This is a genomic window from Arenibaculum sp. (genome assembly GCF_035998295.1).
GTDB lineage: Bacteria > Pseudomonadota > Alphaproteobacteria > Azospirillales > Azospirillaceae > DASYHS01.
Genome location: NZ_DASYHS010000135.1, coordinates 28,162 through 47,338 on the forward strand (window position 1 = coordinate 28,162; position 19,177 = coordinate 47,338).

Genomic DNA, 19,177 nt, shown 5'->3' on the forward strand with positions numbered 1-19,177 from the left:
GCGAAGCGCCGGGATTGTAGCCGCCGGGACTGTAGCCCTTGTCGGGGGTCCGGTTCATCGGCCATCCCACCTATCCTGACGGCATAAGCCGGTCGGGGCGGAGCGAAAGGGGGCGGTGGCGCCGCTGGACCAGATAGAGGGCCGGCCGTTCGGTCATGTCCGTGACCACGAAGTCCAGCGTCGCCCGCCCGCCGGGCGGCACGTCGCCCAGCGCGAAGACCACGCTGTCGATGGGCTCGACGGTGATCGTCGCGCGCTCGAAGGCGTCGCTGCCGGTCTGCGCCTGCGCCTGGCTGCCCTGGCCGAAGCTGAGCCCGTCGCGCCATGGGCTCGGCACCCCCGGCAGCGCCTGGAGCTCGAGGTCGAAGCCGGGCCAGATCTGGTCCGTCGCGTTGATCGCGACCTTGCGCATGGCGAAGCCGACGACATGGCCGCTGAGGATGCGGTTGGTGCGCGGGTTGCGGGGCGTCGGATCGGGGCGGCCGCGGATCACCAGCACCGCGTCGGCGGGATCGGTGATCTCCTCGACGACGACGAACGGGTCGTCCTCGGTGCCGCTGCCGCTGGCCGACAGGATGCGGAACCCGCCGAGCTCGTCGCTGAACGTGACGCCGCCGACCGTCACAGGCTCGGCGAGGGCAGCCGGCGCGGCGGCCGGCTGGGCCGCCAGCGCCGCCGCGAGCCAACTGATCCGGAGAAGGCCGATCCGGAGAAGGCCGATCCGGAGAAGGCCGGCCCGGAGAATGAACGAGCGCATGTCCATTCGTTACCGGTCCGGCCGCTCCGACGCCAGTGATCATAGGAGGGCGCGGTCGGGGCAGGGCCGCGCGCGGCTCGTCAGGCGGCGCGAATCGAGGCGAGGAACCTGTCGATCTCGGTGCCGAGCGTCCCGGCCTCATGCGACAGCTCGCGCGCCGCTCCCAGCACCTGGGCGGATGCCGCTCCGGTATGGCCGGCGGCCTGCATCACCTGGGCCACGTTCCTCGACACTTCCTGCGTTCCCGCCGCGGCCTGCTGCACGTTGCGGGAGATTTCGCCGGTCGCGGCACCCTGCTCCTCGATGGCGGCGGCGATCGCGGCCGCGACTTCGTTGATCGAGGAGATCGTCCCCCCGATTCCCTGGATCGCGGCCACGGCCGTACCGGTGGCTGCCTGGATGGAGGCGATCTGGGCCGAAATCTCCTCCGTGGCTCTCGCGGTCTGGTTGGCGAGCGACTTGACCTCGCTGGCGACGACCGTGAAGCCCTTGCCCGCCTCGCCCGCGCGCGCGGCCTCGATCGTCGCGTTCAACGCCAGCAGGTTGGTCTGCCCCGCGATGCTCTGGATCATCTGCACCACGTCGCCGACCCGCCGGGCGGCTTCGGCCAGGCCGGACACGGTGGCGTTGGTCTGTTCCGCTTCCCGGACCGCCTGGGTCGCGACGGCGGTGGACGTGGCGACCTGCCGCGAGATCTCCTGGAGGGACGCGGCCATTTCCTCCGAGGCGGCGGCGACCGTCTGCACGTTGGCCGAGGTCTGCTCGGCGGCCGCGGCGGACGAGCCGGCTTCCCGGGTCGTCTCTTCGGCGATCTGGGACATGTCCTGCGCCGTCGCGTCCAGCTGCGTCGCGGCCGAGGTCACGGTGCGCAGGCTCTGGGAGACTGCCGTCTCGAAGGAGCGGACGAGCTGTTCGATGGTTTCCGCACGCCGCTCCCTGACGGCGCGCGCCTCGGCCTGCTCAGCCTCCATCCGTCGGCGGGCGATCGCGCCGTCCTTGAGGATCTGTACGGCGTCGGCGATGCCGCCGATCTCGTCGGCGCGGCCCCGGTCGGGCACCTCGACGTCGTAGTCCTGACCCGCCAGACGGGTCACCACGCCGCTCATGCGCAAGAGGGGGGTGACGATGCGTCGGCTGAGCACGCCGTAGAGGATCGCGAGGAAGGCCAGCGCCATGGCTGCGATGGCCGCGTGGGCGAAAAGGGTCATGGCGTCTGCCCGTTCGCGCGCGGACTCGACGAGACCCGAGGTCCGTTCGGCCAGCATCTCCTGGAAGCGCGCGACGGGCGCCGTGACCTCCGCCTTGCCCCGGTCGTAGTCGGGACCATACATGAGGCCCCGGGCCTGTTCGAGATCGCCCGCGGCGACGGCGTCCATCGCCGCCTCCTCGATCGCGATCAGCGTGTCCGACTTCCGCTTGGCCTCCTCGATCAGGTCGAGTTCCTGCCGGGGCGCCCCCAGTTCGGCAAGGCGTGCGACCACGCGGTCACGCGTCGCCGTCTCCTTCACCTCGCGCCAATAGTTGTCGAAGTGCTGCCTGTCACCGAAGATCGTGTAGCGTCGCGCCTCGTTCGTCAGGTGGTCGGAGGCGCTGGCGAGGTCGAGGGCCAGTTGCTGATATTCGGTGCGCTCCCGTTCCGCCTGCCGCTCGGCCTCGATCGCCCGATCGGCCAGGATCAGGCACGAGGCGGACAGGCAACTCAGCCCGATGGTGGCCGCATAAGCCGACTTGGTGATGGTGGATATCCGCATTTCTTGACCGATCATTGCTCAATTGCGCTTTGCAGAGACATGATCAGTCTCGGACGGACTAGGTTGTCATGACGTTAAGGGCCATCGCGACCATGCGGCCGGGCTGCCGTCCAGCCGGTCGCGCGGTGGCGGCGAGGGAGCCCAGGGAATGTCGAGGCTCTCGACGCCGGCTGCGAGCGCGCCCTGCGGGCCGCTCGCCCGGCGCGTCTCGGCGGTGCGGACCATGCCGCCCAGGATCATGTTGACGGTGTGCCCGTCGGACGCGAGCGGCAGGAACGCGATCTCGACCCGCCGGCCGCGATGGCCGGTCCAGGCCATGTCGCGCCGCTGGGCGACCGGCGTCGACGTCCGCGCCACCTCGCCCAGCGTGTCCAGGATCCAGTCGACATCGGCGCCGTAGTGTTCCTGCGAGACGGTCTCGCCGGTCAGGTCGCGCCCGCTCAGCTCCGCCAGCGCCGTTCCGATCAGGCGGTAGCGGTAGGCGAGGCCGCCGCCGCCGTAGCGCACCACGTCGAGCAGGAACAGGTGCGGCAGCAGGGCCCGCAGCTCCATCGGGTCGACGTCGCCCCGGCCGGGAAGCGCTCCGCCCCGGCGCTTGGCCGCCCAGTAGCGGCACAGCTCGACCAGCCTTCGATCCTTAAGAAAGTCCATCCCCCGCGACCTCTCTTCCAGACCGGCGGTCCGGCCCCACCGCTCCCGGCGGGCACGGCTCCCCCGATAGTGTGAGGTAATTAGATCGAGAACGAAATTGTTTTCGGCACGCGGCCTGCGGGACGGCCCGTCCGGGCTCCGGAAACGGTTGCGGGCGGCACGTTGGCCGCCCGCTCCAGATCAATCCAGTTCTGGATTCCGTTGGTCTTCGGTCAATGAAATTTATGTTCTGATTGCGTCATTCGTAGTGACGCGCTAGTCCTGCGCCGGTGGAGTCATGGATTTTACTCACCCTCCTGCTGCAAGGCTCTGGAGCCTTTCCTGCGGTGTTCCGCCTTTTGGGGCGGTGGCGTGCAGCGATCTATCCGGCTTACCTCCCTCGTTACTGGAGATGACTTCAGCATGCGCTCGCCTAACTGGGCTGTCAAGCGCCCCTATGACGAAAGGCGGGGCCGAAAATCGACGCGGACCGTCGCGAAAAGGCTGGACAAGGTCCCTCGCTCCGGCGTATCAAGCCGCTCCCTGAGACGCGGGTGTAGCTCAGTTGGTTAGAGCGCCGGCCTGTCACGCCGGAGGCCGCGGGTTCAAGTCCCGTCACTCGCGCCATTCTCCCTAGTCATAACGACCCTCGTTCGAGGGCCGCGTTCACCAGGAACAGCCCGGTCCCGACCAGGGCTGCGACCAGCGTGCCCGAGATGCGCACGTATTGCAGGTCGCTGCCGACGGCGAGTTCCAGGCGTTCGGTGACCGTGCGCGCGTCCCAGCTCCTCACGACGTCGGAAATGAAGCGGCCGATGCCGCGCCGCCAGGGCACGACCATGCGGACCGCCAGCGCCTCGACCGCGACGTTGAGCCGGGTGCGCATCACCGGGTCGGCCTCCAGGCTCGGCCCGAAGGAGCGCAGCGCGGCGGCCGCCGCCGCGCGCATGCGGCCGTCCGGCGCGCCGAGGTCGGCGAGGATCGCGCCGCGCATCTCGTCCCACAGCCGGCCGAGCCAGGCCTGGATCTCGGGCTGCTCGAGGAGCTGGCGCTTCGCCGCCTCGACCTTCGCCCGCATCGCGGGGTCGGAGCGCAGGTCCGTGGCCAGCTCCTCGACCGCCATCTCCAGGCGGATGCGCGCGTGGCTGGCGGGGTCGAGCAGTTCGGCCAGCAGGTCGCGCACGCCCTGCGTCACCGCCTTGGCCATGCGCCGGTCGACCGTGCGCGGGATCCACCAGCCGCTCCGCTCGCCGACCAGGGCCTCGAGCCGGCCCTCGTTGCGCTCCACGTAGTCCAGGGCCGCCGCGACCATCCGCTCGATCGCGGTCTGGTGGTGGCCGCCGGCCAGCAGCACGTCGAGGACGCGGCCGAGCAGCGGCGCCACCTCGACCGAACGCAGCTTTTCGCCCTGCGCCTGGACGAAGAAGTTCCGCAGCTCCCGGTCCTCGACCGAGCGGATCAGCCCGGGCAGGCTCGCGACCAGCCGGTCGGCGACGGCCTCGGCGTTGCCGGGCCGCGCCAGCCACGCCGCGAGCCGGGACGCCGGGTCGAGCGCGCGCAGCCGCGCGACCACCAGGTCGGGGTCGAGGAAGTTGCGCTCGACGAACCGGCCCAGGCCGTCGCCGATGCGGTCCTTGTTGCGCGGCACGATCGCCGTGTGCGGGATCGGCAGCCCCAGGGGGTGCCGGAACAGCGCCGTCACCGCGAACCAGTCGGCGAGCGCGCCGACCACCGCGGCTTCCGCCGCCGCGCGCAGCAGCAGGACCCAGAACCCGGGTTGGGGAACGAATTTCAAGGCGACGAACAGCAGCGCCATCAGCACCAGCAGCCCGGTCGCCAGCGCCCGGTTGCGATACAGCGCCCGCCGTGCGCCCGCGTCCGAATCGAGATCGAAGCTCATCCACCACCCGGCGCGTCGGCGCTCCACTACTGACGCGTCGGCGCCTCGCTACCGACGCGTCAGCGACCCACGGTCTCCAGTTGCGCGGCGATGGCCGGCCGGGCGGTTCGGTGCGCCGCGGCCACGTGGGTGGTTCCGTTCACGGCCCAATGGACCGCCTCGTCCAGCCGGTCGCCTTCGAGCACTCTCAACAGGCGAACCTCGCGCCGGTCGCGCCCGGTGCCCGCTTCTATCGCATAGACATGGGTCCAGGTTCCGTGGCGGCGATGGACCACCACGTAGAGCGCCTCGCACGCGTCGGCGCAGCGCCGGGTCGGCCGGAGCCGGGTCGCGGCGTGGACGGCGACGTCCCCGGGTTCGAGGACGAGTGCGGCGGGAGTGTTGGTTATCGATACGTCCGGCATGTTTATCGTTACCCTCCAAGGCCCTTGCCGAAGAGGGTTGACGCAGCAGGCACTGTCCCGTTTTGTTGCCGGAACGGCCACATCGTCTTCGCTGTCCGCGGAGACCACCACCTTGCCCGGGATGGCAGGTTGGTGTTGGGCGTCAACCCAAACTCAGGATGCGCTTAGACGTCTACACGCTTCCCGCCCGGCCCGCAAGCGATCTCGCCGGGGTGCATGCGACCGTCGGCGGCGTGCGGGGAGGGGTAGACCAATCCGTCTGGAACTTTCCCCGCGCGGGTGCGTTTCGGGACTGGCCCGACCGGGTTACCGCCGCCGGCCGCGCTACTCCGATGGAAGAATTGCGCCTCCATGCGTCCGTTCCGCCGCCTCGTTTCCCTCCGCCCCGGGGGCGCTCCCGGCCTCCTGCTCTTCGTCGCCGGCGGCCTCGGCCGGCTGCTGCGCCCGCGCGCGCGCTCCGCTGCCGCCGCCGGGCCGGGCTTGGCGGAGGTCGCAGACAACCTGCCCGGGCTGATGTACCGTCACGTGCTCCATGAAGACGGCAGCTCGTCATACCCGTTCCTGGCCGGCTGCCTGCCCGGCGTCGCGCCGGACCCCGGGGCCGGCGCGACGATGCCGGAGGCGCTGATGCGGCACATCGGCACGGCCCAGGCCGCCGCCTGGCAGTCCCTGGCCAGGGCCGGGACGGCGGCGCCGTTCCGACTGGAGCTGCCGGTCGGCGGGCGCTGGCTGCGCAGCGTGGCGCGGCTTCGCCGCCGCGGCGCCGGGCCGGCCGGTGCCGCGGAACTGGTCTGGGACGGGCTCGTCCTCGACGTCACCGACCTCAAGCAGGCCGAGGCGCGCCTGGCCGCCTCGGTGACCGAGAAGGAGGTCCTGCTCGGCGAGATCCATCACCGCGTCTACAACAACCTCCAGGTCGTCTGGAGCCTGCTGAAGCTCGAGGCGCGCGACGCCGGGCACGAGGAGGCGCGCACCCGGCTCGACCGCATCGCCAACCTGATCGCGGTGCTCGGCCGCATCCACCACCAGCTCTACGCCTCGCGGGACTTCACCCGGATCGACGTCGCGACGGAGCTGCGCCGGATCGCCGAGACGCTCGCCCTGGAGGCGGGCCGGCCGCCGCTTCCGGTCGAGGCGGAGCCGCTGCATTGCGACATCGACACGGCGGTGCCCCTCCTGCTCGTGGCCTGCGAGCTGGTCTCGGCGGCGCTGCGTTGCGCGCCGGAGGTCCTGCCGGGCGCGCCGCCGGAGATTGCCGCGGTCCGCTTCGCGCGCGCGGCCGGGGGCGAGGTCCGCCTGGTCGTCCGGTCCGCCGGCACGGTGTCGGAGTCGCTGTCGGCGCTCGGGCGCAACCTCGTCGAAGCTCTGTGCATGCAGATCGACGCCGTCGCCGTGTTCCGGCGCGGCGGCGAAGGTGGTGGCGAAGGCGGCGGTGAAGGCGGTGACGGTGGCGGCGACGGCGAAGTCGCCGCGGTCGCGATACCCGGTCAAAGGTTTGTCGACTGAGGGGGGTCTTCTGGCCTATTGTCTTTGGCGAAACGGGCAGACGTCCCCATCTTCGAGCGCATACGCCATGTCCGACAGAAATCCGAGGGAAGAGATGCCTTCACGCCTCGAGCAGCTATGCGTCGAGAAGGGTCTCAAGATGACCGAGCAGCGCCGCGTGATCTCGCGCGTCCTCTCGGATGCGACCGACCATCCCGATGTCGAGCAGGTGTATCGCCGGGCGGTCGAGATCGATCCGAAGATCAGCATCGCGACGGTGTACCGGACCATGCGCCTCTTCGAGGAGGCCAACGTGATCGAGCGGCTGGACTTCGGCGACGGGCGCGCGCGGTACGAGGAAAGCCGCGAGGAACACCATCACCATCTGATCGACCTCGAATCCGGCGAGGTGATCGAGTTCGCCAACGACGAGATCGAGCTGCTGAAGGAGAAGATCGCCCGGCAGCTCGGCTACGAACTGATCGGCCACCGGCTGGAGCTCTACGGCGTCAAGGTCAACCGCGCCAAGAAGGGCCCGGGCGGCGCCTGATCGGGGCGCCCGGGCCGGCCGGCCTCAGTCCTCGTCCCCGCCGTCTTCCGCGTCGGCCTCGATCTGGTCCGCGAGGTCGCGCAGCATGCCGATGACGTCCTCGTGGCTGGTGACTTCGACCGCCTGGTTGACCGCGGCCTCGATCATCGCCACCGAGACGTAGGCGGAGATCGGCCCGCCTTCCTGCATCGCCTGCTCCAGGTGCTTCTCGGCGATGTCGAGCGCCTTGTCGAACATGGCGGTAGCGGGGCTGTTGGACTGGTCGGACATGGAATATTCCATCGCAGAAGTTCGTGTCGGACAGCTATAACACCCCAACCGCGCCTACGGGTGCCAAATCACGTTCCAGCCCGAGGGAAAACCCGCATTGGACGACCCGACCGATCCCGCGGCCTACCGTTTCTGGACCGAGGAGCACGTGCGTTTCGCCGACCTCGACCCGCTGGGCCACGCCAACAACAACGCGATCGGGACCTTCTTCGAGGCGGCGCGCGTCGACCTGTTCGCGCGCTCGGGCAACCCCGTCTCGGGCGGCCCGCTCGGCGTCGTGCTCGCGCGCATCACGATCGATTTCCGGGCCGAGCTGCATTACGGCGCGCCGATCCGCATCGGCACCCGCGTCGTCCGGTTCGGCCGGACCTCGCTCGACGTGCGCAGCGCGATCTTCCGCGGCGACCTGTGCGCCGCGACCAGCGAGGGCGTGTGCGTGCTGATCGACATGGAGGGGCGCCGCCCCACCCCGTTCCCCGACGCGCTGCGCGCCCGGCTGGCCGAGATCGCGGGATGAGGCGCCAGGGACGGGGCCAGGGGCAGCGGCAGGGGCAGGGGCAGGGGCAGGGGCAGGGGCGGAGCGCGTCTCCCCACGGCACGCCGCACGGCGGCAAGCGGCAGGTCGAGCTGACGGTGGAGCGCATCGGCGGGCGCGGCGACGGGCTGGCGACGCTCGACGGCCGGCCGGTCTTCGTGCCCCAGACGGTGCCGGGCGACCGCGTGCGGGTGCGCGTCGAGGGCGAGCGCGCCGGCGGCCTCGCAGCCGAGGTGCTGGAACTGATCGAGCCGGGGCCCGAGCGGGTCGAGGCGCCGTGCGGGCTGTTCGGCCGCTGCGGCGGCTGCGCGCTCCAGCACCTGGACGACACCTCCTATGCGCGCCTCAAGCGCGGGCAGGTCGCGACCGCGCTCTCCAGGGCCGGGCTCGGCGACGTCCCGGTCGGCGAGGTGCTGCGCACCGCCCCGGCGACGCGCCGGCGCGCCACCTTCGCCGCGAAGCGGGCGGGCGGGCGGGTCGTGCTCGGCTTCAACGAGCGCCAGAGCGCCTGGATCGTCGACGTCGCGGACTGCCTGGTCGTCGCCCCCGCGATCCTGGCCGTGCTGGAGCCGCTGCGCGCCGTGCTGGACGCGGTCCTGGCCGACGGCCCGCCGCTGGACGTCTCGGTGACGGCGCTGGACGGCGGGCTGGACGTCCTCGTCACCGGCGGCGCCGAGCCGGGCCTCGCCGCGCGCGAGGCCTGGGCCGCCTTCGCCGACGCCGCCGACCTGGGCCGGCTGTCCTGGCGCGCGCAGGAGCGCTCGCCCGTGGAGCCGCTCGCCCATCGCCGGCCCCTGGCGGCGCGTTTCGGCGCCGTGGCGGTGCCGGTGCCGCCGGGCGTCTTCCTCCAGCCCAGCGCCGAGGGCGAGGCGGCGCTGGTCGCGGCCGCGCTGGCGGCGCTGGAGGGGTGCGGCCACGTCGTGGACCTGTTCGCCGGGGCGGGCACCTTCACCTTCCCCCTGGCACTCGCCTCCCGCGTCCACGCGGTCGAGGGCGACGAGGCGGCGTTCGGCGCGCTGGCGGCGGCCGCGCGCGGCGTGCCGGCCGTCAGCGCGCAGCGGCGCGACCTGTTCCGCGACCCCCTGACCGCGGCGGAGCTGCACCGCTTCGACGGCCTCCTGTTCGACCCGCCGCGCGCCGGCGCCGCCGCCCAGGCGGCGGAGATCGCGGGATCGCGCGTCCCGGTCGTGGTCGGCGTCTCCTGCAACCCCGGCACCTTCGCCCGCGACGCCCGCACCCTGGTCGACGGCGGCTACGCCCTGGAGGCCGTGACGCCGGTCGACCAGTTCCTGTGGTCGTCCCATGTCGAGCTGGTGGCGGTGTTCCGGAAGTAGCGCGCGGCCCGCTCAGGCGGCCGCGGTCGCACCGGGGCTGCTGCGGAACATCCCCTCGATCTCGGTCTGCGCCGCCTCCATCGCTTGGCTGCGCGCCTCCGGCCCGATGTTCAGGCCTTCGGCGCGGACGACCGAGACGTCGGTGATGCCGAGGAAGCCGAGGAACGCGCGCAGATAGGCCTCCTGGTGGTCCAGCGCCGCCTCGTGGGGCTGGCCGGCGTAGAAGCCGCCGCGGGTCGAGACGATCACGACCTGCTTGCCGCCGGCGAGCCCGACCGGCCCCTGCTCGGTGTAGCGGAACGTCCGGCCCGCCTGCGCGATGCGGTCCATCCACGCCTTGAGCTGGGTCGGGATCGAGAAGTTCTGCATCGGCGCCCCGATCACCACGGCGTCGGCCGCCAGGAACTCGTCGAGCAGCGCGTCGGTGAGCGCGAGTTCCCGCCGCTGCTCCTCGTTCAGCCCGTCGGTCTCGCGGGACCTGACGACCTTGAGCAGGTCGCCGGTGAGATGGCCGGGCGGGGCGGCGGCGAGGTCGCGCCGGACCACCTCGACGGCCGGCTCGGCGCGGCGCCATGCGTCGACGGCGGCGGCGGTCAGCGCGCGCGACGCCGAGGCGTCGCCGAGAGGGCTCGAGTCCAGGTGCAGCAGCTTCATGGTCTCTCTTCCGTGCAGGGAATGAAGGCGGCCGGGGCCGCGAAGGCTGCATTGAAGATATGAGAGGAACGACCTTCCGATTAGGTGGCCTGCATGGCACTCTGCGTTCCATTGATGGAACGATGCCGGAGACGGGCGATGCAGGACCTGAACGACCTCTACTACTTCGCCCAGGTCGTCGGGCATGGCGGGTTCGCGGCGGCCGGGCGCGCCCTGGGCATCCCGAAATCGACCTTGAGCCGGCGGGTCTCCGACCTCGAGCGGCGCCTGGGCGTGCGCCTGCTCCAGCGCTCGACCCGCCGCTTCGCCGTGACGGAGATCGGCAGCGAGTACCACCGCCATTGCCTGGCCGTGATCGCCGAGGCCGAGGCGGCGCAAGACGCGGTCGACCGGACCACCACCGAGCCGCGGGGCACGGTGCGGGTAAGCTGCCCGGTGCCCCTGCTGCACGGCCACGTCGCCGCCATGGTGTCGCGCTACCTGGCGGCCACTCCCCGGGTGCGGGTCGTGATCGAGCCGACGAACCGGCGAGTCGACGTCATCGAGGAAGGCTTCGACGTCGCGTTGCGGGTCCGGCTGCCGCCGATCGAGGACGAGGGCCTGGTGATGCGCGTGCTGGCGGAGAACCGCCAGGCGCTGGTGGCGAGCCCGGCCCTCCTGGACCGCGTCGGCCGGCCCGCCGCCCCCGAGGACCTGTCGCGGTTCGACAGCCTCGCCATGGCGCATCCCGACCACGCCTGGCACCTGTCCGGCCCCCCGGGGGAGGTCCGGGTGCCGCACCGGCCGCGGCTGGTGGTGGACGACATGGCGACGCTCCGCCAGGCGGCGCTGGACGGGGTCGGCGTGGTGCAGCTTCCCGGCTTCGTCGTCGCCGGCGACATCGCGCGCGGGACGCTGGAGATGCTGCTGCCGGACTGGTCGTCGCCGAGCGGCATCGTCCACGCGGTCTTCCCCTCGCGCCGGGGGCTGCTCCCCTCGGTGCGCGGGTTCATCGACTTCCTGGCGCACGAGTTCCGGATCGCGCCCACCTGCTGAGGCGGGCGCAGCCGGGCGTCAGTCCACCTGCAGCACCCAGGCCTTCAGGTAGGCGCTTTCCGGGAGCTGGGGGTGGACGGGGTGGTCGGGGGCGGCGCCGGCCATGCGCAGGATGCGCCCGGTGCGCCTGGCATCCGCCAGCCCGGCCGCGACCTGCTCGCCGAACAGCTCCGGGTTCATGTGGTGGCTGCACGAGGCCAGCAGCAGGAAGCCGCCCGGTGCCGTGACCGCCGCCGACAGGCGGGCGAGCTTGCGGTAGCCGCGCGCGCCGGCCGCCAGGTCCTTCTTCGACTTCACGAAGGCCGGCGGGTCCGAGATCACGACGTCGAAGCGCTCGCCGGCCTCGACCATGCGCTCCAGCTCGACGAAGGCGTCGGCCTTGCGGAACTCGCAGCGCCCCGCCACCCCGTTCGCCTCGGCGGCACGGCGCCCGTTGTCGAGCGCTCCCTCGCTGCGGTCGACCGCCACCACCGAGGCGGCGCCGCGCGCCGCACAGGTGACCGCGAAGCCGCCGTTGTAGGAATAGACGTCGAGCACGCGCGCACCCGCCGCCAGCCCGGCGACGAAGGCGCGGTTGTCGCGCTGGTCGTAGAACCAGCCGGTCTTCTGGCCGCCGGCGGGATCGGCGAAGAAGGCGAGCCCGTTCTCCTCCACCGCGACCGGTCCCTCGACCTCGCCCTTGGCGACCCGGACCTCCGAGGGCAGCCCCTCCAGCCCGCGGGCCGGCGTGTCATGGCGCAGCACGACCGCGCGCGGGTCCAGCACGTCGTCCAGCGCGCCCAGCAGCTCCGGCAGCAGCCGGTCCATGCCGGCGGAGTTCGCCTGGACGACCACGACGTCGCCGAAGCGGTCGACGACGAGCGCCGGCAGCCCGTCCGCCTCGGCATGGACGAGGCGGTGGAACGGCCGGCCGACCACGCGCTCGCGCAGCGCGGCCGCCCGCGCCAGCCGCCCGGCCAGGAACGCCCGGTCGACCGTCGCGTCCGGGTCCTGGTCCAGCACGCGGGCCGCGATCAGGGTGTGCGGGTTGAAGGTCGCGCAGCCCAGCGGCGCCCCGTTGTGCGTCACCAGGCGCACCACGCTGCCCGGCGGCACCGCCTTCGTCGTGGCGTCCATCTGGATCTCGTTGGAATAGGCCCAGGGATGGCCGTGCGCCACGCGCTTGTGGCGCGACGGCTGCATGCGGACGGTCGGTCGTTTCGGGGTGTCGTTCATGGCGGCGCAGCATAGCGGCTTGGCCGTGCCGCGCAATGGCGACGCGGCCCGGATACGCAGGGCACCGACTTGCGGTTTCGCCGCTCTCACCCTAAGGTGGTAACACTTTCCGGCTTTTACACAACGCCGTAATTTATCAATTGATAAGAACGCGGGTTATGGCTACATATGCTTCTGTAAAGGCCTATCTCGTTACGGTCCGCAGGTGCCTGGATGCCGGGCGCGTGGAACTGCTGTCGCGGCGGGAGAAGAATAGGGCCACCCTCCTGCGGCTGGAGTTCACGACCCGGTCCGCCGTTGCGGAACTCGCGCATCTTCGGCCGGAAGACTACATCGGCGGCCCGAAGGCGTCGGAGATCAACCCCAGGGGCGTCGTTTGGGAGTTCGTGCGGTCGATCAAGGATATTCCCGTCTACATCAAGCTGACGGTGAAGGAGTACGGCCCGAACGAGAACGTGCTGTGCATCTCGTTCCACGAGCCGGAGCGCGAATACGAGAAGCCCTATGCACGGCCCGACGCCGCGGACGGCGGGGAGGAGGAGTGAGGACATGACGCGGTCGCAGTGCCCGGTATGCGACTCGACCACGGGGTTCGACCGCCACGAAGCGTCGGAGACGGTGAGCGTCCGCGGCGAGGACTTCGAGGTGCGCTCGACGGCCTGGCGGTGCCGGGGCTGCGGCGAAGTCCTGGACGGGGAGGACGATCCCCTGGAACTCGCCTACGACCGGTACAGGGATGGTCACGGCATTCCCCGGGCGGCCGCGATCCGGCGGCGCCGCGAAGCGCTGGGCCTGACCCAGAAGGAGCTGGGCGACCTTCTCGGCTGGGGCAGCGTGACGCTCAGCCGCTACGAGAACGGCGCCCTTCCGAGCGAGGCGCACGGTCGGGCCCTGGCCCGGATGATGAGCGCGGCCGGCGTCGCCGACGCCATGGACGCCGCCCAGGACGCCGTTCCCGCCGAGAAGCGGCAGGCGCTCATGGACATGATCCACGACGACCTCGTCGCCGAAAGGGCCCGCAAGATGCTGGAGGCGGTGGCCGGCGGGTTTCCCGCGGGCATCGCTACCGGCCTGCGCGCCTTCTCGTCGGACAGGGCCGTAGCCGCGATGGTCGCCCTCACCGAAGGCGGTGAGTTCAAGACCAAGCTGAACAAGCTCCTGTTCTACGCGGACTTCAAGGCGTTCAAGGAACTCGGCACCTCCATCACCGGCATGAGGTATGCGCGGCTGGACTACGGGCCGGTCCCCAACAACTACAAGGACGTCCTCTCTTCCATGGAGATCATGGGCGTGATCTCCTGCGAGCCGCGAGAGGCCGGCTCGGTCGGCGGAGAGGTCGTGAAGCCCGCGCGCGCCGCCGATCCGTCCGTCCTGAGCGCCGGGGAGCGAGAGGTCATCCGGCAGGTCAAGGCCCGCTTCCGCGGCATGTCCGCCACCGAGATAGCGGCATTCTCGCACCGGGAGCGCGCCTGGAAGGAAGTCCCCAATTCCGGGCTCATCTCCTACGCCTACGCGCAGGACCTGCTGATCTGAACCGTCGGTCCGTTCCCGGTTCCGGGGCCGGTCCGGGCTTGACGCAGATCAATGCCGGCCCGTCCGGCCCGGCGCCATAGTCGCCCCGTTCGGCGAGGGTGCGTGCCCGCCCCCGAGCCTCGGGGAGACACACAATGACAGCAGCGACCCTGACCCTCGGCGAGGCCGCGGGTAGCGTGCGGCCGGCCGGCGAGGCCGTCGCCTATGACGAGCGGATCGTCCGCCAGTTCGCGATCGCCACCGTGTTCTGGGGCGTCGTCGGCTTCGCCGCCGGCGTCCTGATCGCGTTCCAGCTCGCCTTTCCGGCCCTGAACCTCGGCCTGGAATGGACGAGCTTCGGCCGGCTGCGGCCGCTCCACACCTCGGCCGTGGTCTTCGCCTTCGGCGGCTGCGCGCTGCTGGGCACGTCCCTCTACGTCGTGCAGCGCACCTGCCGCGCGCCGCTGTGGGGCGGCCCGGCGCTGGCGCAGTTCGTGTTCTGGGGCTACCAGTTCTTCATCGTGCTGGCGGCCAGCGGCTACGTGCTGGGCGTGACCCAGGGCAAGGAATACGCCGAGCCGGAATGGTACGTCGACCTGTGGCTGACCGTCGTCTGGGTCGCCTATCTGCTGGTCTATGTCGGCACGATCATCCGCCGCCGCGAGCCGCACATCTACGTCGCGAACTGGTTCTACCTCGCCTTCATCGTGACGATCGCGCTGCTGCACATCGTCAACAACCTGAACGTCCCGGTGTCGGTCTTCGGCACGGCGAGCTACCCGCTGTTCGGCGGCGTCCAGGGCGCGATGGTGCAGTGGTGGTACGGGCACAACGCCGTCGGCTTCTTCCTGACCGCCGGCTTCCTGGGCATGATGTACTACTTCGTGCCCAAGCGCGCCGGGCGGCCGGTCTATTCCTACCGGCTCTCGATCATCCATTTCTGGGCGCTGATCTTCCTCTACATCTGGGCCGGCCCGCACCACCTCCACTACACCGCGCTGCCGGACTGGGCGCAGACGCTGGGCATGACCTTCTCGGTGATGCTGTGGATGCCGTCGTGGGGCGGGATGATCAACGGGCTCATGACCCTGTCGGGGGCCTGGGACAAGCTGCGCACCGACCCCGTGCTGCGCTTCCTCGTCACCTCGGTCGCCTTCTACGGCATGAGCACCTTCGAAGGCCCGCTGATGTCGGTGAAGGCCGTGAACGCGCTGTCCCACTACACCGACTGGACGATCGGGCACGTCCATTCCGGCGCGCTCGGCTGGGTCGCCTTCGTCAGCTTCGGCGCGATGTACCACCTGTTCCCGGTGCTCTGGAAGCGCGAGCGGCTCTACTCGCTGCGCCTCGTCAACCTGCACTTCTGGATCTCGACGATCGGCATCGTCCTCTACATCACCTCGATGTGGGTCTCCGGGATCATGCAGGGGCTGATGTGGCGCGCCTACGACGAGCTGGGCTTCCTGCAGTACTCCTTCGTCGAGACGGTGGCCGCGATGCATCCCTTCTACGTGATCCGGGCGACGGGCGGCGTGCTGTTCCTCGCCGGCTCCCTGGTCATGGTCTACAACCTGTGGCGGACGGTCCGGGGCGACGTGCGCGTCGAGAAGCCCTACGCCCCGATGCCGATGCCCGCGGCCGCCGCGGCGGCCCGCTGAGCGCCGGGCAGTGGAGAGACATCCCATGGCGAACCACCCCGAGACCGGCCCCGCTCCCACCGGGCACGCCCGGATCGAGCGCAACGTGCTGCTGATGATGGTCCTGGTCCTGGTGACCGTGTCCATCGGCGGCCTGGTCCAGATCATCCCGCTGTTCACGATCGAGAGCACGATCGAGCGGGTCGAGGGCATGCGTCCCTACACCCCGCTGGAGCAGATGGGCCGCAACATCTACGTCCGCGAGGGCTGCTACAACTGCCACAGCCAGCAGGTGCGGCCGTTCCGCGACGAGGTCGAGCGCTACGGCCATTACAGCCTCGCGGCCGAGAGCATGTTCGACCATCCCTTCCAGTGGAGCTCCAAGCGCACCGGCCCCGACCTGGCGCGCGTCGGCGGCAAGTACTCGAACGAGTGGCACGTCGCCCATCTGGCCGAGCCACGCGCCCTCGTGCCCGAGACGGTGATGCCCGCGTATCCCTTCCTCGACCGGCCGCTCGACTACGACGACGTCGCGGCGCATCTGACGGCGCTGCGCCGGGCGGGCGTGCCCTACACCGACGACATGGTCGCCAACGCCGCCGCCGACCTGGAGGCCCAGGCCAGCCCGGACGCCGACCCGTCCGGCGTCGCCGCGCGCTACCCCAAGGCCCTGGTCGGGGACTTCGACGGCGACCCGTCCCGGGTCACGGAGATGGACGCGCTGGTGGCCTATCTCCAGATGCTCGGCACGCTGGTCGACTTCACCAGGCACCAGCCGTCCGACCTGCGGCAGTAGGAGGGGGAAATGGATCTCCAGGAAGTCCTAGGTTTCCTGCGCTCGTTCTGGGTCGTCTGGATGGTGCTGCTGTTCGCCGGCGTCCTCGCCTACGCGCTGTGGCCCAGGAACAAGGCCAAGTTCGACGCCGCATCCCGCATCCCGTTGCGCGACGGCGACGGTCACGAGAGGTAAGGCCATGCCGACCAAGATCGAGAAGGACGCCGTCTCCGGCGTCGGCAGCACGAGGGACGCCGTCTCCGGCGCCACGAAGGACGCCGTCACCGGCGTCGGCACCACCGGGCACGAATGGGACGGCATCGAGGAGCTGAACAACCCGCTGCCGAAGTGGTGGCTCTACGTCTTCTACGCCACCATCGTGTGGTCGATCGGCTACTGGGTCCTCTACCCGGCCTGGCCGACCGGCAGCGGCTACACCGCGGGCCTGCTCGGCTACGACCAGCGCCAGGTGCTGGCCGGCGACGTCGCTGCCGCGCGCGAGGCCCAGGCCGGCCTGCGCGCCCGCATCCAGGAGGCCTCCCTCGACGAGATCGAGGGCGACGCCGACCTGCTGAACTTCGCGATCACCGGCGGCCGCTTCGCCTTCGCGGAGAACTGCGCGGGCTGCCACGGCGCCGGCGGCGCCGGGGCCGAGGGCTACCCGGCGCTGGCCGACGACGACTGGCTGTGGGGCGGCACGGTTGACGACATCGCCCTGACGATCGCCCACGGCATCCGCTCGGGCACCGACGAGGCGCGCTTCTCGCAGATGCCGCGCTTCGGGGCCGACGGCATCCTCGACCGGGCCCAGATCTCCGCGGTCGCCGACCACGTGCTGTCCCTCTCGGCCCCCTCGGCCGCGACCGGCGGCGATGCGCCCGGTGCTGCGATCTACGCCGAGAACTGCGCCGCCTGCCACGGCGACGCGGGCGAGGGATCGCGCGAGATGGGCGCGCCCCGCTTCGACGACCTGATCTGGCTCTACGGCGGCGACAAGGCGGCGGTGGTCGAGAGCATCTCCAACGCCCGTTTCGGCGTGATGCCGGCCTGGGCGCAGCGCCTCGACCCGGTGACGATCAAGCAGCTCTCGGTCTACGTCCACACGCTGGGCGGCGGCGAGCGGTAGGCGGGCTCGATCTGGCGCGCCCCTTGATCCAGCGCCCCTTGATCTAGCGCAATGCGCGGCTGCGGCCGGCGGGACATCCTCGTCCCGTCGGCCGCAGCCTTTCGTGCGGCCGGTCCGCGGCATCGGGACCGAACCGGACATGACCACCGCCCAGACGACCATAGCCCAGATGACTGCCACCCAGACGGAAGCCGGGGAGCGCCCCGGCAGGACCGCCCTGTTCAAGGCCCGCGACAAGGTCTACCCGAAGGCCGTGCAGGGCCGGTTCCGGCGGCTGAAATGGACGGCGCTGTTCGTCCTGCTCGCGATCTACTACGTCGTGCCCTGGCTGCGCTGGGACCGCGGGCCCGACGCCCCGGACCAGGCGGTGCTGATCGACATGGCCGGGCAGCGCGCCTACTTCTTCTTCATCGAGATCTGGCCGCAGGAGGTCTACTACCTGACCGGCCTGCTGGTGATGGCGGCCATCGGCCTGTTCCTCGTCACCTCGCTGGCCGGGCGGCTGTGGTGCGGCTACGCCTGCCCGCAGACGGTGTGGACCGACCTCTTCATGTGGGTCGAGCGCAGGATCGAGGGCGACCGCTCCGCGCGCATCCGCCTCGATCGCAGCCCGATGTCCGCGCGCAAGGCCGCGCGCAAGCTGGCCAAGCACGCGGCCTGGCTGCTGATCGCGCTGCTGACCGGCGGCTCCTGGGTGCTCTACTTCGGCGACGCGCCGACCCTGGTCGCGGACGCCGCCCGCTTCCAGCTCTCGGGCACGGTCGTCTTCTTCGTCGGCCTGTTCACGGCGACCACGTATCTGCTGGCCGGCTGGGCGCGCGAGCAGGTCTGCACCTACATGTGCCCCTGGCCGCGCATACAGGCCGCGATGATCGACGAGGACAGCCTGATCGTGACCTATCAGGCCCATCGCGGCGAACCGCGCGGCGCCAAGCGCAAGGACCAGTCCTGGGATGCGCGCGGCGACTGCATCGACTGCGGGGAATGCGTCAAGGTCTGCCCGGTCGGCATCGACATCCGCGACGGCCAGCAGCTCGAATGCATCGGCTGCGGCCTGTGCATCGACGCCTGCGACACGATCATGGACCGCATCGGGCGGCCCGATGACCTGATCCGCTTCGACACCCTGGCCAACCAGGTCGCGCGCGCGGCGGGCCGGCCGCCCCGCGTCCGCCTGATGCGGCCGCGCACCGTCGTCTACGCCCTGCTGCTGCTGGTGGTGGCGGCGCTGATGGTGGGCATGCTGGTCCTGCGCCCGCGCCTGGAGATCGGCGTGCTGCGCGACCGCGCGCCGCTCTACGTCACGCTCGCCGACGGCTCGGTGCGCAACGCCTACACGCTCAAGATCTCCAACATGACGCGCGAGGCCAGGACCTACGCGCTCGGCGCAGGCGGCGTGCCCGCGGGCGCGCTGGAGGTGGTCGGCGCCGACCCGTCGGCCCTGTCCGCCCGGCCCGACCGGGTGTCCACATACCGCGTCTTCGTGACCGCGCCCGGCACCGGCCTGGCGCCCTCGACCCCGGTCGTGTTCGAGCTGCGCGACGCCCGCACGGGCGAGACCGCCCGCTACGACGCCGTCTTCCTCGCACCCGCCGACTGACGATACC

General features: G+C 71.1%; 20 protein-coding genes, 1 tRNA gene and 1 riboswitch. Of the genes, 13 read left to right on the plus strand and 8 right to left on the minus strand.

The window, feature by feature from the left end:
- Nucleotides 1–70: 70 nt before the first annotated feature.
- The 3 genes from VGO20_RS13315 to VGO20_RS13325 all read right to left on the minus strand — a co-directional run bounded on the left by VGO20_RS13315 (nucleotide 71) and on the right by VGO20_RS13325 (nucleotide 3,159).
- Nucleotides 71–763 carry a hypothetical protein gene (locus VGO20_RS13315; protein WP_327502843.1) on the minus strand — a complete coding sequence of 231 codons (693 nt, stop codon included), beginning with the start codon at nucleotides 761–763 and terminating at the stop codon, nucleotides 71–73.
- Nucleotides 764–837: 74 nt separating this feature from the next.
- Nucleotides 838–2,508, minus strand: coding sequence for a methyl-accepting chemotaxis protein (locus VGO20_RS13320; RefSeq protein ID WP_327502844.1), 1,671 nt, complete (start codon nucleotides 2,506–2,508; stop codon nucleotides 838–840).
- Nucleotides 2,509–2,574: 66 nt separating this feature from the next.
- Nucleotides 2,575–3,159: a PAS domain-containing protein gene (locus VGO20_RS13325; RefSeq protein ID WP_327502845.1), complete on the minus strand. Its 585-nt coding sequence runs from the start codon at nucleotides 3,157–3,159 to the stop codon at nucleotides 2,575–2,577.
- A 529-nt stretch (nucleotides 3,160–3,688) separates the two neighbouring features.
- On the opposite strand from VGO20_RS13325, the gene VGO20_RS13330 reads away from it, so the two are divergent.
- A tRNA-Asp gene (locus tag VGO20_RS13330) sits at nucleotides 3,689–3,765 on the plus strand.
- A 10-nt stretch (nucleotides 3,766–3,775) separates the two neighbouring features.
- Here the strand turns inward: VGO20_RS13330 and VGO20_RS13335 are convergent.
- A complete protein-coding gene (locus VGO20_RS13335) occupies nucleotides 3,776–5,038 on the minus strand; it encodes a DUF445 domain-containing protein (protein WP_327502846.1) in 1,263 nt (420 codons plus the stop codon).
- A gap of 59 nt (nucleotides 5,039–5,097) precedes the next feature.
- Nucleotides 5,098–5,442, minus strand: a complete 345-nt coding sequence (locus VGO20_RS13340; protein WP_327502847.1) for a hypothetical protein — start codon at nucleotides 5,440–5,442, stop codon at nucleotides 5,098–5,100.
- 51 nt (nucleotides 5,443–5,493) lie between these two features.
- A riboswitch (SAM-I-IV-variant riboswitch) is annotated at nucleotides 5,494–5,609 on the minus strand.
- A gap of 184 nt (nucleotides 5,610–5,793) precedes the next feature.
- On the opposite strand from VGO20_RS13340, the gene VGO20_RS13345 reads away from it, so the two are divergent.
- Nucleotides 5,794–6,948 (plus strand): sensor histidine kinase, encoded by a 1,155-nt coding sequence (locus VGO20_RS13345; protein WP_327502848.1) that lies wholly within the window; start codon nucleotides 5,794–5,796, stop codon nucleotides 6,946–6,948.
- A 94-nt stretch (nucleotides 6,949–7,042) separates the two neighbouring features.
- Nucleotides 7,043–7,477, plus strand: coding sequence for a Fur family transcriptional regulator (locus tag VGO20_RS13350; RefSeq protein ID WP_327502849.1), 435 nt, complete (start codon nucleotides 7,043–7,045; stop codon nucleotides 7,475–7,477).
- A gap of 24 nt (nucleotides 7,478–7,501) precedes the next feature.
- Here the strand turns inward: VGO20_RS13350 and VGO20_RS13355 are convergent, their stop codons facing one another.
- Entirely contained in the window at nucleotides 7,502–7,747 is a 246-nt protein-coding gene (locus tag VGO20_RS13355; protein WP_327502850.1) for a hypothetical protein, read from the minus strand.
- Between the two features lie 97 nt (nucleotides 7,748–7,844).
- Between VGO20_RS13355 and VGO20_RS13360 the strand changes: the two genes are divergently transcribed.
- Both VGO20_RS13360 and VGO20_RS13365 read left to right on the plus strand, forming a co-directional pair.
- Entirely contained in the window at nucleotides 7,845–8,264 is a 420-nt protein-coding gene (locus VGO20_RS13360; RefSeq protein ID WP_327502851.1) for an acyl-CoA thioesterase, read from the plus strand.
- Nucleotides 8,261–9,616 (plus strand): class I SAM-dependent RNA methyltransferase, encoded by a 1,356-nt coding sequence (locus tag VGO20_RS13365; RefSeq protein WP_327502852.1) that lies wholly within the window; start codon nucleotides 8,261–8,263, stop codon nucleotides 9,614–9,616. The genes VGO20_RS13360 and VGO20_RS13365 overlap by 4 nt, the downstream gene beginning before the upstream one ends.
- Nucleotides 9,617–9,628: 12 nt before the next feature.
- Here VGO20_RS13365 and VGO20_RS13370 read toward each other — a convergent pair whose 3' ends face one another.
- Nucleotides 9,629–10,270: an FMN-dependent NADH-azoreductase gene (locus VGO20_RS13370; RefSeq protein WP_327502853.1), complete on the minus strand. Its 642-nt coding sequence runs from the start codon at nucleotides 10,268–10,270 to the stop codon at nucleotides 9,629–9,631.
- A gap of 138 nt (nucleotides 10,271–10,408) precedes the next feature.
- On the opposite strand from VGO20_RS13370, the gene VGO20_RS13375 reads away from it, so the two are divergent.
- Nucleotides 10,409–11,305, plus strand: coding sequence for a LysR substrate-binding domain-containing protein (locus VGO20_RS13375; RefSeq protein ID WP_327502854.1), 897 nt, complete (start codon nucleotides 10,409–10,411; stop codon nucleotides 11,303–11,305).
- 18 nt (nucleotides 11,306–11,323) lie between these two features.
- Here the strand turns inward: VGO20_RS13375 and VGO20_RS13380 are convergent, their stop codons facing one another.
- Nucleotides 11,324–12,520 (minus strand): class I SAM-dependent rRNA methyltransferase, encoded by a 1,197-nt coding sequence (locus VGO20_RS13380; RefSeq protein ID WP_327502855.1) that lies wholly within the window; start codon nucleotides 12,518–12,520, stop codon nucleotides 11,324–11,326.
- 224 nt (nucleotides 12,521–12,744) lie between these two features.
- Between VGO20_RS13380 and VGO20_RS13385 the strand changes: the two genes are divergently transcribed.
- The 7 genes from VGO20_RS13385 (at nucleotide 12,745) to ccoG (ending at nucleotide 19,170) form a co-directional block, all read left to right on the plus strand.
- Nucleotides 12,745–13,065, plus strand: coding sequence for a hypothetical protein (locus tag VGO20_RS13385; RefSeq protein ID WP_327502856.1), 321 nt, complete (start codon nucleotides 12,745–12,747; stop codon nucleotides 13,063–13,065).
- Between the two features lie 4 nt (nucleotides 13,066–13,069).
- Entirely contained in the window at nucleotides 13,070–14,053 is a 984-nt protein-coding gene (locus VGO20_RS13390; protein WP_327502857.1) for a type II TA system antitoxin MqsA family protein, read from the plus strand.
- Between the two features lie 134 nt (nucleotides 14,054–14,187).
- On the plus strand, nucleotides 14,188–15,690 hold the full coding sequence (gene ccoN / locus VGO20_RS13395; RefSeq protein WP_327502858.1) for a cytochrome-c oxidase, cbb3-type subunit I: 1,503 nt from the start codon (nucleotides 14,188–14,190) through the stop codon (nucleotides 15,688–15,690).
- 25 nt (nucleotides 15,691–15,715) lie between these two features.
- Entirely contained in the window at nucleotides 15,716–16,465 is a 750-nt protein-coding gene (gene ccoO / locus VGO20_RS13400) for a cytochrome-c oxidase, cbb3-type subunit II (RefSeq protein WP_327502859.1), read from the plus strand.
- Nucleotides 16,466–16,474: 9 nt separating this feature from the next.
- Nucleotides 16,475–16,639 carry a cbb3-type cytochrome oxidase subunit 3 gene (locus tag VGO20_RS13405; RefSeq protein ID WP_327502860.1) on the plus strand — a complete coding sequence of 55 codons (165 nt, stop codon included), beginning with the start codon at nucleotides 16,475–16,477 and terminating at the stop codon, nucleotides 16,637–16,639.
- Between the two features lie 4 nt (nucleotides 16,640–16,643).
- Complete coding sequence (ccoP, locus tag VGO20_RS13410; protein WP_327502861.1) at nucleotides 16,644–17,570, plus strand: cytochrome-c oxidase, cbb3-type subunit III; 927 nt, start codon at nucleotides 16,644–16,646, stop codon at nucleotides 17,568–17,570.
- 139 nt (nucleotides 17,571–17,709) lie between these two features.
- Nucleotides 17,710–19,170, plus strand: a complete 1,461-nt coding sequence (ccoG, locus tag VGO20_RS13415) for a cytochrome c oxidase accessory protein CcoG (RefSeq protein ID WP_327502862.1) — start codon at nucleotides 17,710–17,712, stop codon at nucleotides 19,168–19,170.
- The last annotated feature ends 7 nt before the right edge of the window (nucleotides 19,171–19,177 follow it).